We start from the raw sequence: 18,135 nt of genomic DNA, 5'->3' as shown, positions 1-18,135 counted from the left end.
CATGACACATGCGCCCCTGACTCCGCCTGCACCAATCCCGCTGACGATCCTCACCGGCTTTCTGGGCGCCGGAAAGACAACCCTGCTGAATCGGATGCTGAAAAGTCCTGCCCTGCAGGACACGGTGGTGATCATTAATGAGTTCGGCGAGATCGGCCTCGATCATCTGCTGGTGGAGAAGATCGACGACAACATGGTGCTTCTGTCCGCAGGCTGCCTGTGCTGCACCGTGCGGGGCGATTTGATTGCGACCCTCGAGGACCTCCTGCGCAAGCGCGACAACGACCGCATCACGCCTTTCAAGCGCGTGATCATTGAAACCACGGGCCTTGCCGACCCAGCTCCCATTCTCCACGCCGTGCTCTACCATCCGTATCTGTCCATGCGCTACGCGGTGGAAGGCGTGGTGACATTGGTCGATGCCGTAAACGGCGCACAGACCCTCGATGCGCATAGGGAAGCCTTGAAGCAGGCCGCCGTCGCGGAGCGGATCGTCATCACCAAGGCCGACCTCATCGAGGACCGGACGAAGCTGGCACAGCTGAACGAAAGGCTGCGTGCGCTTAATCCGGGCGCCGCGATCCTCAACGCCGATGCGCCTGTCGAGGACATCATCTCAGGCGGCCTCTTCGGCCTCGACGGTAAGATCGCCGACGTGACCGAATGGCTGCGCACGGAAGCGGTGGAGAAGGCCGAGCACGAGAGCCACGGCCACCAGCATGTGCATCATCACCACGGTCATCACGAACATGGCCATCATCATCATGACGTGAACCGGCACGACGAGCGCATCCGCGCCTTCTGCCTCACCAGCGACAAGCCCATCCGGCAGGGCACGCTGGATATGTTCCTCGATCTTCTACGCTCGTCCCAAGGCGCAAAGCTGCTGCGCGTGAAAGGTCTCGTCGCGCTCGCGGAAGATCCTGAGCACCCGGTGGTGATTCACGGCGTGCAGCACGTGATCCATGTGCCCGCCGTTCTGCCGCGCTGGCCGAGCGACGATCGGCGCAGCCGCATCGTCTTCATCGTGGACGATCTGGAACGCGAGACGGTAGAGAAGCTCTGGAACGCGTTTCTGGGAAACCCGGCCATCGACCAGCCGGACGCGGCGGCGTTGTCGGATAACCCGCTGTCGCTGCGCCGCTAGTCTTTCGAGCTTCGCATCATCTTATCGGAAAAACCGGTTCCCACTTTTCAGGGTGATGCTTTAGGCCGCCATCTGCGAGCGCTGCGCCCATCCGGTCATGGAGCGCTCCGCATAGGCCGTGATCGCGTACATGATGACGCCGAGCACCGCGAGCACCAGAAGGGACGCCCAGACGAGGGGCACCTCGAAAGCGGCGGAGGCGCGGGTGAGCAGATTGCCGATGCCCACATTCGATGCGTTCTGCTCGCCGATGACGGACCCCACGTAAGCGAGCGTGATCGCAACTTTGAGGGAGCCGAAAAAGTAAGGCATCGCGCGCGGGACGCCGACCTTGAACACGATGTCCTTCTTCGAGGCGCCCAGCGCGCGCAGAACATCCTCCATCTCCGGCTCCACGGTGGCGATGCCGGTCGCGACATTCACCACGATGGGGAAGAACGAGATGAGGAAGGCGGTGAGCACCGGCGGCACCCAGCCGACGCCGAACCAGAACACGAGGATCGGCACCACCGCCACTTTCGGAATAGAGTTGAACCCGACGAGGAGCGGATAACTGCCCGCATTGATGAGCCGGGACGAGCCGAGCACCATGCCGAGCAGCAGCCCGAACACGACAGCGAGCCCAAAGCCCGCGAGCGTCATCCAGAGCGTATGGAAAGCATGATAGGTGAGCTGGGTCCGATACTCCCAGACGGCGAACAGGATCGTCGACGGCGCGGGCAGGATGAAGCTGGAAATATTGAAGACGCGACAGGCGAGCTCCCACAGCACGAAGAAGCCGATGGTGAAGATCCAGGGCGCGATGGCAAGTTGATTCTTGGTTTTCATGAGGGGTTCAAGCTGCCTTGCGCGCCTGCGCGATACGGCCGCGCAGCTCGTGGACGAGTTCAGAGAATTCCGGTGTGTAGGTGATTTCGAGATCGCGCGGCCGCGGGAACGTCACCTCCCTCTCGGCTACGATCCGGCCGGGCCGCGCGCTCATGCAGAAAATACGGTCCGCCAGGAACGCGGCCTCCCGCAGGTCGTGCGTCACGAGGATGATGGTGACTTTCTGGGCGGCGTGGAGATCGCGCATCACACACCACAATTCCTCGCGGGTGAAGCTGTCGAGCGCGCCGAAGGGCTCGTCGAGCATGAGCAGCTTCGGCTCGTGAATGAGCGCGCGGCAGAGCGAAGCCCGCTGCTGCATGCCGCCTGAGAGCTGCCAGGGGAATTTTTGCCCCTGACCTTTCAATCCGACCTGTTCAAGAAGGCTTTCGGCCTTCGCCACGTATTCCGCCTTGTGCCTGCGCAGTCGCGAGCGGTGGGGCTCCACGATCTCAAGCGGCAGCAGGATGTTGTCGAGGGTCGTGCGCCAGGGCAGCATGGTGGGATTCTGGAACGCCATGCCCGCCAGTTTCACCGGCGCGCCGACCTCCTTGCCGTCCACGATCACCGTTCCTTCGCGCGGGAACTGAAGGCCGGTGGCGAGTTTCATGAGCGTGGACTTGCCGCAGCCCGAAGGGCCAACGATGGCGGCAAACTCTCCCTCATTGATGCGGATGGTCAGGTTTTCGACGGCGGGAACGCCATCCTCGGCGCGGGCATAGACATGGGTGACGTTATGGATGTCGACAAAAACCGGCAAAGGGGGGCTCCGCTCATTTATCCTCCCCTCGATGGGGAGGATCGGCTCGAAGAGCCGAGGTGGGGTGGGTAGCGTGACGCTTCAGAACGCAGTGTTTCTCACCCCACCCCGCTCGCTGTGCTCGCGACCCTCCCCCTCTAGGGGAGGGTAAAGGACAGAGCGTTGGATGAGTCAGTTCACTTTCCGCTGGTCGGCGGCGGGCAGGAACTCTTCCGTGAACACGCTCTCGACACTGGGCTTTTCCTTGTAGGTGAAGGTCAGGCCGATCTGGTCGAGCGCCTTGGCGAAACGCGCCTTGTCGATTCCGCCGAAGCCGTTCTCCTTCACCCAGGGCGTGATCATGTTCTGCTCCAGCACCATCTTGAGGCGCTCCAGCTCCACGTCCTTCTTGGCGACGTCGTTGCGCTTGATCACGGAATCCACGGCGCTCGACGGGTCCTTCACCGTATCCTGCACGCCCTTCATGATCGCCCGCAGCAGGCCTTTCACGGCTTCCGGCTTCTCCTGCGCGAACTTCTGCGACACGATGATGGTGTTGCCATAGAGATCGACCCCGTAATCGCTCATGAGGAGCACGACGATGTCGTCCGCCGGCACGCCGCGGGATTTCAGGTTGATGAAGGAGGACATGGAGAAGCCGAACACGGCGTCGACCTCGCCCTGCGCCAGCATCGGCTCGCGTACGGGGAAGCCTACGTTCTCGAATTTCATGCCTGTTTCATCAACCTTGTTCACCGTCTTGAAGATCGGCCATTGCGCGAAGGCGCCGTCAGCCGCCGGTGCGCCGATTTTCTTGCCGGTCAGGCTCGATGCATCTTTCGAGATGCCGCGGCTCTTGCGCCCGATGATGGCGAAGGGCGGGCGATCGTAGATCACCATCACGGCCTTGAGGTCCGTGCCGGGATTCTCGTCGCGAAAGCGCACAAGGGAGTTCACGTCGCCGAATCCGACGTCGTAGGTGCCGGAAGCGACGCGGGAGATCGGCTCGCGGGAGCCTGCCGCTGGGTCGATGGTGACATCCAGGCCTTCGGCCTTGAAGTAGCCCTTGTCGAGAGCCACCGCGAAGGGCGCGGCCGGCCCCTCCCAGCGCCAGTCGAGGGAAAACCGCACCGGCGTCTGAGCCTGCGCGGTCGCCATGCCTATCAGCAAGGCTGCCCCGGCCACGATTCCCCTGATCCCCGCCTTCGTCGAACGTCCTGACACCATCACCGTTACCTCTGCTGTTATGGCCCAGCTCTTGAACGAGTCCGGGAGGCTTGAGTTGCCTTGTTACTCATCATGCAATCAGATTGGTGAGCAGGGTCAAGCCTGTAGCCCGGTCAAGTCTGCAGCGAAGGCGCTCAATTGACGAAAATTTGAGCATTCGGTTCTGTCTGCGGGTCTCTTGACGCCTCGCAAGGCCGATCCCATGTGACCGAAATCGGTAACCGGGCCCCTCTGGCAGGCGAGAAAGCGCCTGTGATGTCGGAACCGATGCTTGAGCATTGAGCAAACATAGGTCCGGTTATGCCAGAATTCCTCTTCGTGGAATGGCTGGGAAAGCCCGTCTGGATGTGGACGGCTTTCCTGAGCCTTGTCGTTTTTCTCCTCGCCTTCGATCTCGGCGTCCTGAACAAGAAGGACAAAGAACTCGGCGTGAAGGAGAGTCTTCTTCTCTCCGCCTTCTACATTACCATCGCGGTGCTGTTCGGCGCCTATATCTGGTGGTCGTTCGAGACCGGCCTGCTGGTGACCGAAGACGGTACACACGCGGGCATTTCGTACTTCACGGGCTTCTTCATCGAGAAGTCCCTGTCCATCGACAACGTGTTCGTGATCTCGCTGATCTTCAGCTACTTCGCGATTCCCCGGAAATATCAGTATCGCGCCCTCGTCTGGGGCATCATCGGTGTCATCGTTCTGCGCGGTATCATGATCGCGCTGGGTGCGGCGCTGGTGCAGGAATATTCCTGGATGCTCTACATCTTCGGCGCGTTCCTCATCGCCACAGGCATCAAGATGCTGCTCGTGCCCGAGAGCGAGCCCAACATCGACAAGAACGCCATCGTCCGCTTCCTGCGCAAGCATATGCGGGTGACGAACCGTCTGCACGATCAGCACTTCTTCGTGCGCGAGCCTGACCCCAAGTCGGGCAAGCTCGTCACCTGGGCGACGCCGCTCTTCCTCGCTCTCGTGGTGATCAACGTCGCCGACCTGATCTTCGCGGTGGACTCGGTTCCGGCGATCTTCGCCATCACCACGGACACCTTCGTGGTCTACACGGCCAACATCATGGCGATCCTCGGCCTGCGCGCGCTCTACTTCGCGCTCGCCGCCATGGTGCACAGGTTCCACTACCTGAAATACGCTCTGGCGCTGGTGCTCGTCTTCATCGGCGGCAAGATCTTCTGGAACCAGCTCGTGGGCAAGCTCGACCCCACCATCTCGCTCGGCGTGACCCTCGCGCTGATCGCCGGCGGCGTCGTGTTCTCTCTCTGGAAGACGAGGGACGAGCAGCACACGATTTCCAACGAGGCCTAAAGCACAGGACCCGAGGAGGCGGCGAAAGCCGCCTCTTTCATTTTACACCGGCAGCATCCCGTCGCTTTTCACTTCCTCCATCACCGCATAGGTGCGCGTTTCCTTCACGCCCGGTAGCGCGAGCAGGATCTCGCCGAGGAAGTGGCGGTAGGCCGCCATGTCGGCCACGCGCGTTTTCACGAGATAATCGAAGCCGCCCGCCACCATGTGGCATTCGAGAACCTCCGGCGCTCGCTTCACGGCCTCGGCGAATTTCTCGAAGACGTCCGGCGTCGTCTTGTCGAGGGAGACCTCCACGAAAACCAGCAGTTCCAGGCCGAGGCGGTGCGGATCGAGCCTTGCCCCGAAGCCTGCGATGTACCCTTCCCGCTGCAGGCGCTTCACTCGGTCGCTCGTGGAGGTGGGGGAGAGCCCCACCTTCTCGGCCAGGTCCACGGTCGAGATCCGGCCGTCCTGCTGCAGGAGCTTCAGGATCTTACGATCAATCCGGTCGATTTCCGTCATTATCACGCCCCATGCCCTTTTCAGGCGAGGAACATAAGGCCAGGGCGTAAATATTGCCATCGAAACACGGCATAAGGGTTCGTATATTCCCGGGAAACTCCCAGAGGAAGCCACGATGCCGAATTCCAGCGCCGCCCTGCCCTTCAACCCGCCCTTCGCCGAGGACGACAAGGCCATTGCCGCCCGCCTTCTGGCGAGTTCCCGGCTGTCGCCCGAGCGGGAGCGGCGCGTGGACGAGCGCGCCACCCGCCTGATCGAGGCGATTCGCGCCAAGGGCGGCGGTCTCGGCGGCGTGGAGGAGATGCTGCGCGAGTATGCGCTCTCCACCAAGGAAGGCCTCGCCCTCATGGTGCTGGCGGAGGCCCTGCTGCGCGTGCCGGATGCCGCCACGGCCGACAAGCTCATCGAGGACAAGCTCGGTCAGGCGGATTTCGCGGGCCATGAGGCCAAGTCCGACGCCTTCCTCGTCTCCGCTTCCGCCTGGGCGCTCGGCATCACGGCCCGCGTGATCCAGCCCGGCGAGACGCCGGAAAGCATCCTGGGCCAGCTCACGAAGCGCCTCGGCCTCCCTGCCGTGCGCACCGCCACCCGTCAGGCCATGCGCGTGATGGGCAACCATTTCGTGCTCGGCCAGACCATCGAGGATGCGCTGAAGCGTGCAGGCTCGGCCAAGGGCCGCATCTATCGCTACTCCTTCGACATGCTGGGCGAAGGCGCACGCACGGCGGACGATGCCCGCCGCTATTACGATTCCTATGCCGCGGCCATCGACGCCATCGGCCGCTCCGCCGGCAACGAGCCTCTGCCGAACCGTCCCGGCATTTCGGTGAAGCTCTCCGCCCTTCACCCGCGTTACGAGGCGACAAGCCGCGAGCGCGTGATGCGCGAGCTCGTTCCGCTCGTAATCGCGCTGGCGCAGAAGGCGAAATCCTACGACCTCAACTTCACCATCGATGCGGAGGAAGCGGACCGTCTCGAACTCTCGCTGGAGGTGATCGAGGCCGTGATCGCCGACCCGTCGCTTGCCGACTGGAAAGGCTTCGGCCTTGCCATCCAGGCGTACCAGAAGCGCGCAGGCTCCGTGATCGACGCCATCGCCGCCATGGCGGAAAAGTACGACCGCCAGATGATGGTGCGTCTCGTGAAGGGCGCCTATTGGGACACGGAAGTGAAGCGCGCGCAGGAGCGCGGGCTCGACGATTATCCGGTCTTCACGCGCAAGGCGATGACCGACCTGCATTATGTCGCCTGTGCCGAAAAGATGCTCAGCTTGCGCCCCCGCATCTATCCTCAATTCGCCACCCACAACGCGCTGACCGTCGCGTCCATCATCGAGCGCGCGGGCGGCACGGAGGGCTACGAGTTCCAGCGCCTGCACGGCATGGGCGAAGCGCTCTATGCGCGCCTGCTCGAGGACAATCCGGGCCTTGCCTGCCGCGCCTATGCGCCGGTGGGCGGTCACCGCGACCTTCTTGCCTACCTTGTGCGGCGTCTTCTCGAGAACGGCGCGAACTCCTCGTTCGTGTCGGTGGCAGCGGACCCCGCAGTTCCAGTGCAGGCTCTCCTCAAGCGTCCCGCCGACATCATCGTCTCCGCCGAGCAGGCGCGTCACCCGAAGCTCCCGCTGCCGCGCAACCTCTACGGTCCTGAGCGCGCCAATTCGAAGGGCGTCGAATTCGGCCATCAGGCTTCGCTCGATGCGCTGCTTGGCGAAATCAAGCAGGCCGCCGCGAAAACCTACCGCGCCGATCCGCTTCTCGACGGCAAGGCGGCATCCGGCGAGACGCGTCCGGTGATCAGCCCCATCGATGGCAGCACCGTCGCCGGTCAGGTGTCGGAAGCAACGCCTGAGATCGCGGATCGCGCCATGGCCTCTGCCCGCGCAGGCTTTGCCGCCTGGAGCCGCGCGGATGCGGAAACCCGCGCGAAGGCTCTGGAGCGCACGGCCGACCTGCTGGAGGAGCGCCGTGGGGCCTTGCTGCATCTTCTGCAGGTCGAAGCGGGCAAGACCCTCGATGACGCACTCTCCGAAGTGCGCGAGGCCGTGGACTTCTGCCGCTACTACGCCGTGCAGGGCCGCACGCTGTTCGGCTCCGGCGAGGCGATGCCGGGTCCGACTGGCGAAAGCAACGTGCTGCGCCTTCGCGGACGCGGCGTATTCGTGGCGATCTCGCCGTGGAACTTCCCGCTCGCGATCTTCCTAGGCCAGGTGAGCGCCGCATTGATGGCAGGCAACAGTGTCGTCGCCAAACCCGCCGAGCAGACGCCACTGATCGCCGACATGGCCGTGCGCATTCTGCACGAAGCCGGTGTGAGCAAGACCGCGCTTCATCTCATGCCCGGCGACGGGCGCGTGGGCGCGCGTCTCGTGGAGCACAAGGATGTCGCGGGCGTCGTCTTCACCGGCTCGACGGAAGTCGCGCGCATCATCAACCGTACGCTGGCGAACAAGGATGCGGCCATCGTTCCGCTGATCGCGGAGACCGGCGGCATCAATGCGATGATCGTCGATGCGACCGCCCTGCCTGAGCAGGTGGCGGACGATGTCGTGATGTCCGCCTTCCGCTCCGCCGGTCAGCGCTGCTCGGCCCTGCGCCTGCTCTGCGTGCAGGACGATGTGGCCGACCGCATGATCGAGATGATCGCAGGCAACGCGCAGGAGCTGAAGCTCGGCGACCCCCGCGACGTGTCGGTTCATGTGGGTCCGGTCATCGACCGCGAGGCCAAGGACAAGCTCGACGGACATATTGAGGCGATGAAGCGCCAGGCAAAAGTGCATTATGCAGGCACCGCGCCTTCCACTGGCACCTTCGTCGCGCCGCACATCTTCGAGCTCAGCAAGCCGCACGATCTGGCGCAGGAGGTGTTCGGCCCCGTGCTCCACGTGGTGCGCTACAAGTCGGGCAAGCTCGAAGAGGTGATCCAGGCTATCGAGGGCACGGGCTACGGCCTGACGCTCGGCGTGCATTCGCGCATCGATGCCACCGTGAACCAGATCGTCAACGCGTTGTCGGTCGGCAATGTCTACGTGAACCGCAATATGATCGGCGCGGTGGTCGGCGTTCAGCCCTTCGGCGGTCACGGTCTCTCCGGCACGGGCCCGAAGGCCGGCGGCCCGCACTACCTGCTGCGTTTCGCCACCGAGCAGACGGTGACGATCAACACGGCGGCGGCGGGCGGCAACGCGAATCTCATCGCGATGGGCGAGTGAGGGCGCTGCTTCTGCCAGTCCTTCACCTGAGCGCCTCTCGGTTGAGCACTTTAGCTCTCCTCCCCCTTGTGGGGAGGAGTTGGAGGTGGGGGTGTGAGCGCCAAGATCTCAGAACTTACGCCGACACCCCCACCCTGGCCCTCCCCTCAAGGGGGGAGGGAAACTGGCGCCATCCGTTGATGGATCAGATCATGGAAGGTCTGTGGGTCCAGCAGCTAGCTGGATGGGCAGGACACGGGATAACTTGTCTCGGGCTACGACCACCCAGTTCTCGCAAAAGGAAAGCCGCGCACCTTCTCCCATGGCCCTCCGCGATACCACCAGAGGTCCAGGCCGGTTGCCTGCGCCTGGAACGGCTGGAACGACTCCGTCAGCTCCGTGAGCAGCTCCCTCGCCTTCTGGGGCTCGACATTGTTCTGCACTGTGACGTGCGGTTGATGCTTTTGCCGGTCCTGCGGCGTGAGCCATTGTGCCCATTCCTGCACGAAGCTTTCTCTCAGGCCTCTCAGCTTCTCGGATTGCAAAGTATAGGCAACGCCGCGGCCGAGTGAGCGCAGGCCTGTCACTTCAGCCGGAAAGGGGGGCAGTTCGGAGCAGCGTTCTTCGATGTACCGCTGAATGCTTTCGACATGAGCGCCCGGCAGATGATGGAACAGCGTCAGATGAGCGGGAATGAAGTTTCTCGCGGGCGGAAAGTAACGCTGCCTCTGCTCGTCGAAAAAGGCGAAGGAGCGCTCATCGAGGGCGAGCGTCAGGATAAGCGGCGCGGCGTGGGTCATGAAAAGAAAAACCCGGCTCAGGGCCGGGTTGTTTCAATTCAGTAGTTCAGCGCCTCTTTGGCTTCGCGCAGCTGCGCGATGGCCGATTCCGCGGCGTGCTTGGCCGCCGGATCGTTGGTGGCGTCGTAAGCCATCTCGGCCTGGAGGATTTCCTTGTCCAGGATCTCCTGGGTCAGCTCTTCGGTGGGGAGAGCGCGCTCGGCGAGAACGGTGAGGCCGTTCTGGCTGATGTCGGCAAAACCGCCGCGCACCAGGACGCGCTTTCCGGCGCCGGCGCCGTTCCCGATGATAAGAAACCCGGTCTTCAGGGTCGTCATCATCGGCGCATGGCCCGGAAGAACCGTCATGTCGCCTTCGCTGGCGGGCAGGACGACGGCATCGACCGCATCCGAGAAGAGCACGCGCTCGGGAGAGACGAGTTCGAAATTGAAGGTGGCCATCTGAGCTTCTCGTCATCCGTCCGCTCTTGAAGAAGCGGTCGGGGTCGTTGGAGACAGGCTTGAAAAGTGAGTCCCGGAGCGTGCGCACACGCTCCGGGACAAGACTTCATTTCAATTAGGCAGCTTCAGCTGCGAGGCGCTGGGCCTTCTCGACGGCTTCCTCGATGGTGCCGACCATGTAGAAGGCAGCTTCGGGGAGGTGATCGTAGTCGCCGTTCACGAGACCCTTGAAGCCCTTGATGGTGTCTTCGAGCGACACGAGCTTGCCGGGCGAACCGGTGAACACTTCAGCCACGTGGAAGGGCTGGCTGAGGAAGCGCTCGATCTTGCGGGCGCGGGCCACAGTCATCTTGTCCTCTTCGGACAGCTCGTCCATGCCCAGGATCGCGATGATGTCCTGGAGGGCCTTGTAGCGCTGCAGCACCTGCTGGACCTGACGGGCGGTGTTGTAGTGCTCCTCGCCGACGATGGCGGCGGACAGCATGCGCGAGGTCGAGTCGAGCGGGTCCACGGCCGGGTAGATGCCCTTCTCGGCGATCGAGCGCGACAGAACGGTCGTGGCGTCGAGGTGGGCGAAGGAGGTGGCCGGAGCCGGGTCGGTCAGGTCGTCGGCGGGCACATAGATGGCCTGCACCGAGGTGATCGAGCCCTTGGTGGTGGTGGTGATGCGCTCCTGCAGGGCGCCCATGTCCGTGGACAGGGTCGGCTGATAGCCCACGGCCGAAGGAATACGGCCGAGGAGCGCCGACACCTCGGAGCCTGCCTGGGTGAAGCGGAAGATGTTGTCCACGAAGAACAGCACGTCCTGGCCCTGGTCACGGAAGTTCTCTGCAACGGTCAGGCCGGTCAGAGCGACGCGGGCGCGAGCGCCCGGGGGCTCGTTCATCTGGCCGTACACGAGAGCGCACTTCGAACCGGCGGCCGAACCGTTGTTCTCGGCCGGGTTCACGTTCACCTTCGACTCGATCATCTCGTGATAGAGGTCGTTGCCCTCACGAGTACGCTCGCCGACGCCGGCGAACACGGAATAGCCGCCGTGCGCCTTCGCGACGTTGTTGATGAGTTCCATGATGAGAACGGTCTTGCCGACGCCTGCGCCGCCGAAGAGGCCGATCTTACCGCCCTTGGCGTAGGGAGCGAGCAGGTCGACGACCTTGATGCCCGTCACGAGGATCTGACCCTCGGTGGACTGCTCGGCATAGGAAGGAGCGGGCTGGTGAATGGCGCGGGTGGTCTCGCCGACGATGGGGCCTGCCTCGTCCACCGGCTCGCCGATGACGTTCATGATGCGGCCGAGAGTGGCGGCGCCGACGGGCACGGAGATCGGTGCGCCGGTGTCGAACACTTCCTGACCGCGGACCAGACCTTCGGAGGTGTCCATGGCGATGCAGCGCACGGTGTTCTCGCCGAGCTGCTGCGCGACCTCGAGCACCAGGCGGTTGCCCTGGTTGGTGGTCTCGAGAGCGTTGAGAATTTCCGGCAGGTGGCCTTCGAACTGCACGTCGACGACGGCGCCGATGACCTGCGTGATGTGACCGGCCTTCTTGCCGGCAGTAGCGGTGTTAGCCATGTGAGGCTCCTCTCGGATTCGTCAGAGCGCCTCGGCGCCCGAAATGATTTCGATCAGTTCCTTGGTGATCATCGCCTGACGGGACCTGTTGTAGGTCTGCGTCTGCTTCTTGATCATCTCGCCCGCGTTGCGGGTCGCATTGTCCATGGCGCTCATGCGGGCGCCCTGTTCGGAAGCGGCGTTCTCCAGAAGCGCGCGGAAAACCTGCACGGTGAGATTGCGCGGCAGAAGCGTCGCGAGGATCTCGCCCTCTTCGGGCTCGTACTCATAGACCGCATCCGACGAAACGCCGGTAGCCTCGATCTGTGCCGGGATGATCTGCTGCGCCGTCGGAATCTGCGCGATCACCGAACGGAAGCGCGAGTAGAACAGCGTCGCTACGTCGAACTCGCCGGCCTCAAACAGGCCGAGCACCTTCTGCGCGATCTGGTCGGCCTGCTCGAAGCCGATCTGGCGCACGGAGCGGAGGTCGATCAGATCGATGATGTTCTGCGCGAACTGACGGCGAAGGATGTCGTAACCCTTCTTGCCCACGCAGATGATCTTGACCGTCTTGCCTTCCGCCAGGAGGCGGTTGGCATGATCGCGGGCAAGACGTGCGATCGAGGAGTTGAACGCACCGCACAGGCCGCGCTCGGCCGTGCAGACGACCAGCAGGTGAACCTGATCGCCACCGGTGCCGGCAAGCAGGCGCGGCGTCTCGGGCCCGACAGTGATGCCGGACGCGAGGTTGCCGAGCACCACTTCCATGCGCTCCGCATAGGGACGCGCGGCCTCCGCCGCGGTCTGCGCGCGGCGCAGCTTCGCGGCGGCCACCATCTGCATGGCCTTGGTGATCTTCTGCGTCGCCTTGACCGAGGCGATGCGGTTACGAAGGTCTTTCAAGCTCGGCATCGAGCAGCCCTACCTCTCCGGTATCCCGGTTCGATCCTACGAGAACGTCAGTCTTTACGAGAAAGACTTGGCGAAGTTCTGGACGACGTCCTTCAGCTTCGCTTCGGTGTCGCTCGACAGGTCCTTGGAAGCGCGGATCGATTCCAGGATGTCGGCGTGCTTGCCGCGCAGGGCAGCGAGCAGACCGTCCTCGAAAGCGCGCACGCGGTTCAGGGGCAGGTTGTCGAGATAGCCGTTCACGCCGGCATAGATCACGGCGACCTGCTCTTCCATCTTCAGCGGCGAGAACTGCGGCTGCTTCAGGAGTTCGGTCAGGCGCGAGCCGCGGTTCAGCAGGCGCTGCGTGGTGGCGTCGAGGTCAGAACCGAACTGGGCGAAGGCCGCCATCTCGCGGTACTGCGCCAGCTCGCCCTTGATCTTGCCCGCGACCTTCTTCATCGCCTTCGTCTGGGCCGAGGAGCCCACGCGCGACACGGAGAGGCCGACGTTCACCGCCGGGCGGATGCCCTGGTAGAACAGATCCGTCTCAAGGAAGATCTGGCCGTCGGTGATGGAGATTACGTTGGTCGGGATGTAGGCCGACACGTCGTTCGCCTGCGTCTCGATGACCGGCAGAGCGGTGAGCGAGCCCGCGCCCTGGCTGTCGTTGAGCTTCGCGGCGCGCTCCAGAAGGCGGGAGTGCAGGTAGAACACGTCGCCCGGATAAGCCTCGCGGCCCGGAGGACGGCGGAGCAGGAGTGACATCTGACGGTAGGCGACGGCCTGCTTGGACAGGTCGTCGTACACGATCACGGCGTGCATGCCGTTGTCGCGGAAGAACTCGCCCATGGCGCAGCCCGAGAAGGGCGCCAGGAACTGCATCGGAGCCGGGTCGGACGCGGTGGCTGCGATGATGATGGAGTATTCCAGCGCGCCGTTCTCTTCGAGAACCTTCACGAACTGAGCGACCGTGGAGCGCTTCTGGCCCACGGCGACGTACACGCAGTACAGCTTCTGCGACTCGTCGTTGCCCTGGTTCAGAGGCTTCTGGTTCAGGATCGTGTCGAGGGCGACAGCGGTCTTGCCGGTCTGGCGGTCGCCGATGATCAGCTCGCGCTGGCCACGGCCGACCGGGATGAGGGCGTCGATGGACTTGAGGCCCGTCGCCATCGGCTCGTGCACCGACTTGCGCGGAATGATGCCCGGAGCCTTCACGTCGACGCGGCGACGCTCGGTGGACTGGATCGGGCCCTTGCCGTCGATCGGGTTGCCGAGCGCGTCGACGACGCGGCCGAGCAGGCCCTTGCCGACCGGCACGTCCACGATGGCGCCCGTGCGCTTCACGGTCTGGCCTTCGGCGATCTCACGGTCGGAACCGAAGATCACGACGCCGACGTTGTCGGTCTCGAGGTTGAGGGCCATGCCGCGCACGCCGCTCTCGAATTCGACCATCTCACCGGCCTGAACCTTGTCGAGGCCGTAGCAACGGGCAATGCCGTCACCGACCGACAGAACCTGTCCGACTTCTGTCACTTCAGCTTCGGTGCCGAAGTTCTTGATCTGCTCTTTGAGGATCGCGGAGATCTCAGCGGCTCGAATGTCCATCAGCGGACCTCTTTCATCGCTAGACGAATGGAATTGAGTTTGGTGCGCACCGAGGCATCCACCATGCGGGAGCCCATCTTCACGATGAGACCGCCGATGAGGCTCGGGTCGATTTTGACGTCGACGGAGACGTCAGCCTTGGCGACGTCGCGCAGCGCCGCCTTGATTTCGTTGAGGACGGCGTCCGAAGGCGTTTCCGCCAGGATCACCTGGGCCCGGACGATACCCTTCGCGTCGGACACGAAGTCCTGGTACGCGCGGATCATGTCGGGAAGGGCGAAGAGGCGACGCTTGGACGCCACGAGGCGGATGAAGTTGCCCGCAAGGCCGGAGATGCCGGCCTTGGCGAGGAGGGCATCCATCGCACGGGACTGCTCTTCAGCCGTGAAAATGGGATTCCGGATCAGGCGCTGCAGATCTTCGCTGCCCCGGATCAGCTGATCGAAGCGGCCGAGATCGCCGGCGACGGCATCCACGGCATTTGCTTCGCGAGCAAGCTCGAACAGCGCCGAGGCATAGCGCAACGCTACGCCTGACAGGAGGGGGCCTTCTTGGGAGCCGCTTTGCGCCACGTAATCGTCTCTCTCAAGTTACGGGTCTCGGACCGGGGAAGCTCTTGCAGCTCTCGGGAAACCCGTCAGGTCGATGGAAGTGAGCCTTCAGCGGGAACGGTCTCCGCCCTCAGGCGGGGGTGCACTAGCATGGGTTTTCCTGGGGCGCAAGGCGAGCTGAGCGGGGATTGGCCCGTAAAAGCCGGCAAGGACGCGCCCAAGGTGAAGATCACAGCTCCAGAACGGCAACCTCGCAATTGCCGAGATACTGGCCCGTGAGCTGGCCGAAGAAGGTGCCGTGGCCTACGACCGCGATCATCCGCTCCGGCCTTTCGACCAGCCAGCGCCGGAACTCATTCACCCGACCCTCGAAAATGTGACCGGGCTCGCACACGAATCCGCGGGGGTCCATCTCCCCTTCATGGTGCCACCAGACCTCGGCCAAGTGCTCGAAGGAAAGGTGCGGGAAATCCCGCATCAGCTGGGCCGGAGCCCGCCCGACATCGCAGCTGCTCGCGAGATGCTCGCGGTGTAGGCATTCCACATGGATCGGAGGGGCTGCGGGATGATCGCCGAACAGGCCTAGGGTGGTCTGGATCGCCCGAGTGAGCGGCGTGGTGATCACAAGTTCGTAGGGATGCCGACGCAGCTCCTGCGCCCGTTCCGTCACCTGCCTGAGGCCCAGCTCGGTCAGGGGTGCATCGAAATGCATCGGATCCTCCCCGGTTTCGGCGAAATGGGCGTTGAAGGTCGATTGGCCGTGGCGGATGCAATGAACGATCTTGGGCATGAGATTTCCGGATGGGCTCCTCTGGGCCGCTATCGATCACAAAAACGCTCTTGCGTCGACCCGGATGAGGTAGTCGGCCGCACCTGTGCTTTTGCGCACTTGAGAAGTCGAAATTGGGCGCCACCCTTAACGAAAGGTTAATCCGGGGGGCGTCCCATGCGCTTGTTCGCGACTTTTACCCTGCTCGCGCTCGGCCTGTTCTGGAGCTATCCGTTCCTCGCTCCAAAGCTGGAAAAGGTCGCTCGCTCCCAGATCGCTCCCGTTCAGCGCGGAGCGGAGCCCGTTCTCGTGCTCGCGCCACGGGAGATTCGCGTCGCGCCGGTCGAGACCACCGCCTCCATTGATCTTACAGAAAACTCTGAGGATCCACGTCGATAGAGACGCGCGTATTGCCTCTGACCTTGGGGCAACGGGAGAGCCAGGAGCGCAGATAGGCCTGCAGGTCCACCTCCCGCTCGGTCTTCACCAGCAGCCGGTAGCGATAACGTCCCCGGATCAAAGCCAGGGGCGCCTCGGCGGGGCCGAGCACCATGACGCCGGGCGGAGGCTCCGTCACCATGGCCATGGCCCGGGCATGGGCCTCGGCCACCTCCCGCTCCTCCGCTGAGACGATCAGCGATGCCAGGCGCCCGAAGGGAGGCAGGCCCGCCATCTCGCGCACCCGGGTCTCCTCCTCGTAGAATCGCTCCGCATCGCCCGAGACGAGAGCCGCGATCACAGGATGGTCCGGCTGCCAGGTCTGGACGAGCGCCCTGCCCGGCTTCTCGCCGCGCCCGGCGCGGCCGGTCACCTGCTGGAGCATCTGGAAGGTTCGCTCGGCGGCTCGGGGATCGCCCGAAGTGAGGCCGATATCGGCGTCGAGCACGCCCACCAGCGTCATGAGCGGAAAATTGTGGCCCTTGGCCACGAGCTGGGTGCCGATGACGATGTCGACCTCGCCTGCCGCAATAGCCGCCAGTTCCGTGCGCAGCCGCTCGGTGCCGCCGGGAAAGTCGCTGGAGAGCACGATGGTACGCTTGTCCGGGAAAAGCTCCGTCACCTCCTCGGCGATTCGCTCCACGCCCGGTCCGCAGGGCACGAGCGAATCGAGGCTGCCGCATTCCACGCAGGCCTGCGGCGTACGCTCCACATGGCCGCAATGGTGGCACACGAGGGAGCGGCGGAACCGGTGCTCCACGAGCCATGCGGAGCAATTCGGGCACTCGTAGCGATGAGCGCAGGCCCGGCAGAGAGTAAGCGGGGCATAGCCGCGCCGGTTGAGGAAGAGCAACGCCTGCTCGCCCCGCGCCACCGTCTCCTCTACGGAACTCACGAGAGAGGGCGAAAGCCAGCGTCCTTTCGGGATCTGCTCGCGCCTGAGATCGATGGAGCGGATCTGAGGCATGGAACGCCCCCCGAAACGCTCAGGCAGCTTCACGTGCCGATAGCGCCCGCGCTCGACATTCACGCGGCTTTCAATCGAGGGCGTCGCGGAGGCGAGGACCACCATGGCGTTCTCGATCTTGCCGCGCACCACCGCCATGTCGCGGGCGTGGTAGTGCACGCCGTCATCCTGTTTGTAGGCGGTCTCATGCTCTTCATCGACCACGATGAGGGAGAGATCGTGATAGGGCAGGAACAAGGCCGAGCGCGCGCCTGCAATGACCTTCACCTCGCCCGAAGCAATGGCCGCATAGAGCCGCTCGCGCTTGCGGCCCGTGACGCCCGAATGCCACGTGGCGGGCTTGACGCCGAAGCGAGTGGCGAATCGGTCGAGGAACTGCGCGGTGAGCGCGATTTCCGGCATGAGGATCAGCGCCTGCTTGCCCTGACGCACGGCCTCGGCCACCGCCTCGAAATAGACTTCCGTCTTGCCGGACCCCGTGACGCCCTCCAGCAGGATGACGGGCGGATGCTCCTCGCCCATGGCGGCGACGAGCTCCTTCGCCGCATTGTCCTGGCCGTCCGAGAGCGTCGTGTCGCCGAAAGCCGGGTCTGGCAGGCCTGCCACTGGCTCCTGCAGCAGGGCCAGGGTTTCGAGCACGCCCTCGTCGATCAGCCCATCGACGACGCCGTTGCTGACGCCCGCCGCATGGGCGAGTTCGCTTTTCAAGCGCACGATTCCATCCCGCGCCGCCTCGATTACCTTCTGCCGCGCGGGCGTCATGCGTCTGGGCAGGTTCTCGGTGAGCTTCACGCCCACGCGCACGACCTCGGTGCGGTCGGGATCGGGAAACTTCAGGCTCATGGCGAGGGCAGAGCCTTTGGGCGCCAGGGTGTACCAGGACACCCAGTCGAGGAACTTGCGCATCCTGGGGGAGAGATTCGGCCCCTCGAGGACGCCGGTCACCTTCTTGAAGTTGGCCCCCTGCCCTTCCCTCAAGGCCCAGACCACGCCCGCCACCTCGCGGGTCGCCAACGGCACCTGCACCACGTCGCCTTCCTCAAGCGCGAGGCCATCCGGCACGGCATAGGAATAGGCCGTGTCCAGCGCCAGCGGGATGAGGACATCGGCGATTTTGGAAGCCATCAGGAAGCG

Annotated in this window: 16 protein-coding genes; 4 read left to right on the top strand and 12 right to left on the bottom strand. The window is 63.9% G+C overall.

The window, feature by feature from the left end:
• Position 1 precedes the first annotated feature (1 nt).
• Positions 2 to 1,147 (top strand): CobW family GTP-binding protein, encoded by a 1,146-nt coding sequence (locus tag BLP10_RS04605; RefSeq protein WP_091130832.1) that lies wholly within the window; start codon positions 2 to 4, stop codon positions 1,145 to 1,147.
• Positions 1,148 to 1,207: 60 nt separating this feature from the next.
• Here BLP10_RS04605 and BLP10_RS04600 read toward each other — a convergent pair whose 3' ends face one another.
• From BLP10_RS04600 to BLP10_RS04590, 3 genes are all read right to left on the bottom strand, one after another.
• A complete protein-coding gene (locus BLP10_RS04600) occupies positions 1,208 to 1,975 on the bottom strand; it encodes an ABC transporter permease (protein ID WP_091130829.1) in 768 nt (255 codons plus the stop codon).
• A 7-nt stretch (positions 1,976 to 1,982) separates the two neighbouring features.
• Positions 1,983 to 2,774 (bottom strand): ABC transporter ATP-binding protein, encoded by a 792-nt coding sequence (locus tag BLP10_RS04595; RefSeq protein ID WP_425286934.1) that lies wholly within the window; start codon positions 2,772 to 2,774, stop codon positions 1,983 to 1,985.
• A 171-nt stretch (positions 2,775 to 2,945) separates the two neighbouring features.
• A complete protein-coding gene (locus tag BLP10_RS04590; protein ID WP_210183592.1) occupies positions 2,946 to 3,980 on the bottom strand; it encodes an ABC transporter substrate-binding protein in 1,035 nt (344 codons plus the stop codon).
• A gap of 300 nt (positions 3,981 to 4,280) precedes the next feature.
• Here BLP10_RS04590 and BLP10_RS04585 point away from each other — a divergent pair, with 300 nt between their 5' ends.
• Positions 4,281 to 5,294: a TerC family protein gene (locus BLP10_RS04585; RefSeq protein WP_091130821.1), complete on the top strand. Its 1,014-nt coding sequence runs from the start codon at positions 4,281 to 4,283 to the stop codon at positions 5,292 to 5,294.
• A 42-nt stretch (positions 5,295 to 5,336) separates the two neighbouring features.
• Here BLP10_RS04585 and BLP10_RS04580 read toward each other — a convergent pair whose 3' ends face one another.
• Positions 5,337 to 5,798: an Lrp/AsnC ligand binding domain-containing protein gene (locus BLP10_RS04580; protein ID WP_091130818.1), complete on the bottom strand. Its 462-nt coding sequence runs from the start codon at positions 5,796 to 5,798 to the stop codon at positions 5,337 to 5,339.
• Positions 5,799 to 5,913: 115 nt separating this feature from the next.
• Between BLP10_RS04580 and putA the strand changes: the two genes are divergently transcribed.
• Positions 5,914 to 9,009: a bifunctional proline dehydrogenase/L-glutamate gamma-semialdehyde dehydrogenase PutA gene (putA, locus tag BLP10_RS04575; protein ID WP_091130815.1), complete on the top strand. Its 3,096-nt coding sequence runs from the start codon at positions 5,914 to 5,916 to the stop codon at positions 9,007 to 9,009.
• 254 nt (positions 9,010 to 9,263) lie between these two features.
• On the opposite strand, the gene BLP10_RS04570 is transcribed toward putA, so the two are convergent.
• The 7 genes from BLP10_RS04570 to BLP10_RS04540 form a co-directional block, all read right to left on the bottom strand.
• A complete protein-coding gene (locus BLP10_RS04570) occupies positions 9,264 to 9,788 on the bottom strand; it encodes a 2'-5' RNA ligase family protein (RefSeq protein WP_091130813.1) in 525 nt (174 codons plus the stop codon).
• A gap of 38 nt (positions 9,789 to 9,826) precedes the next feature.
• Positions 9,827 to 10,228, bottom strand: a complete 402-nt coding sequence (locus BLP10_RS04565; protein WP_091130808.1) for a F0F1 ATP synthase subunit epsilon — start codon at positions 10,226 to 10,228, stop codon at positions 9,827 to 9,829.
• A 115-nt stretch (positions 10,229 to 10,343) separates the two neighbouring features.
• Positions 10,344 to 11,798, bottom strand: coding sequence for a F0F1 ATP synthase subunit beta (gene atpD / locus BLP10_RS04560; protein ID WP_091130805.1), 1,455 nt, complete (start codon positions 11,796 to 11,798; stop codon positions 10,344 to 10,346).
• 21 nt (positions 11,799 to 11,819) lie between these two features.
• Positions 11,820 to 12,692: a F0F1 ATP synthase subunit gamma gene (locus BLP10_RS04555; protein WP_091130803.1), complete on the bottom strand. Its 873-nt coding sequence runs from the start codon at positions 12,690 to 12,692 to the stop codon at positions 11,820 to 11,822.
• A 54-nt stretch (positions 12,693 to 12,746) separates the two neighbouring features.
• Positions 12,747 to 14,276, bottom strand: a complete 1,530-nt coding sequence (gene atpA / locus BLP10_RS04550; protein ID WP_091130801.1) for a F0F1 ATP synthase subunit alpha — start codon at positions 14,274 to 14,276, stop codon at positions 12,747 to 12,749.
• On the bottom strand, positions 14,276 to 14,848 hold the full coding sequence (locus BLP10_RS04545) for a F0F1 ATP synthase subunit delta (protein ID WP_091130797.1): 573 nt from the start codon (positions 14,846 to 14,848) through the stop codon (positions 14,276 to 14,278). Before BLP10_RS04545 ends, atpA begins: the two co-directional genes overlap by 1 nt.
• Before the next feature lie 208 nt (positions 14,849 to 15,056).
• On the bottom strand, positions 15,057 to 15,617 hold the full coding sequence (locus BLP10_RS04540; protein WP_091130794.1) for a histidine phosphatase family protein: 561 nt from the start codon (positions 15,615 to 15,617) through the stop codon (positions 15,057 to 15,059).
• A gap of 156 nt (positions 15,618 to 15,773) precedes the next feature.
• On the opposite strand from BLP10_RS04540, the gene BLP10_RS04535 reads away from it, so the two are divergent.
• A complete protein-coding gene (locus tag BLP10_RS04535) occupies positions 15,774 to 15,995 on the top strand; it encodes a hypothetical protein (protein ID WP_091130789.1) in 222 nt (73 codons plus the stop codon).
• On the opposite strand, the gene BLP10_RS04530 is transcribed toward BLP10_RS04535, so the two are convergent.
• Positions 15,964 to 18,126, bottom strand: coding sequence for a primosomal protein N' (locus BLP10_RS04530; protein ID WP_091130785.1), 2,163 nt, complete (start codon positions 18,124 to 18,126; stop codon positions 15,964 to 15,966). The genes BLP10_RS04535 and BLP10_RS04530 overlap by 32 nt on opposite strands.
• Positions 18,127 to 18,135 lie beyond the last annotated feature (9 nt).

Origin of the sequence: Microvirga guangxiensis, assembly GCF_900102135.1 — a bacterium.
Lineage (GTDB): Bacteria > Pseudomonadota > Alphaproteobacteria > Rhizobiales > Beijerinckiaceae > Microvirga > Microvirga guangxiensis.
Note: the sequence above shows the minus strand (reverse complement) of the source record. Positions and strands in the feature narration are given on the sequence as shown.

Excerpts from the sequence above, each read along its gene's own strand:
- atpD (WP_091130805.1), bottom strand. The coding sequence starts at position 11,798 with ATGGCTAACACCGCTACTGCCGGCAAGAAGGCCGGTCACATCACGCAG.
- BLP10_RS04555 (WP_091130803.1), bottom strand. The coding sequence starts at position 12,692 with ATGCCGAGCTTGAAAGACCTTCGTAACCGCATCGCCTCGGTCAAGGCG.
- BLP10_RS04580 (WP_091130818.1), bottom strand. The coding sequence starts at position 5,798 with ATGACGGAAATCGACCGGATTGATCGTAAGATCCTGAAGCTCCTGCAG.
- BLP10_RS04570 (WP_091130813.1), bottom strand. The coding sequence starts at position 9,788 with ATGACCCACGCCGCGCCGCTTATCCTGACGCTCGCCCTCGATGAGCGC.
- BLP10_RS04565 (WP_091130808.1), bottom strand. The coding sequence starts at position 10,228 with ATGGCCACCTTCAATTTCGAACTCGTCTCTCCCGAGCGCGTGCTCTTC.
- BLP10_RS04585 (WP_091130821.1), top strand. The coding sequence starts at position 4,281 with ATGCCAGAATTCCTCTTCGTGGAATGGCTGGGAAAGCCCGTCTGGATG.
- BLP10_RS04590 (WP_210183592.1), bottom strand. The coding sequence starts at position 3,980 with ATGGTGTCAGGACGTTCGACGAAGGCGGGGATCAGGGGAATCGTGGCC.
- atpA (WP_091130801.1), bottom strand. The coding sequence starts at position 14,276 with ATGGACATTCGAGCCGCTGAGATCTCCGCGATCCTCAAAGAGCAGATC.
- BLP10_RS04530 (WP_091130785.1), bottom strand. The coding sequence starts at position 18,126 with ATGGCTTCCAAAATCGCCGATGTCCTCATCCCGCTGGCGCTGGACACG.
- BLP10_RS04540 (WP_091130794.1), bottom strand. The coding sequence starts at position 15,617 with ATGCCCAAGATCGTTCATTGCATCCGCCACGGCCAATCGACCTTCAAC.
- putA (WP_091130815.1), top strand. The coding sequence starts at position 5,914 with ATGCCGAATTCCAGCGCCGCCCTGCCCTTCAACCCGCCCTTCGCCGAG.
- BLP10_RS04535 (WP_091130789.1), top strand. The coding sequence starts at position 15,774 with ATGCGCTTGTTCGCGACTTTTACCCTGCTCGCGCTCGGCCTGTTCTGG.
- BLP10_RS04605 (WP_091130832.1), top strand. The coding sequence starts at position 2 with ATGACACATGCGCCCCTGACTCCGCCTGCACCAATCCCGCTGACGATC.
- BLP10_RS04600 (WP_091130829.1), bottom strand. The coding sequence starts at position 1,975 with ATGAAAACCAAGAATCAACTTGCCATCGCGCCCTGGATCTTCACCATC.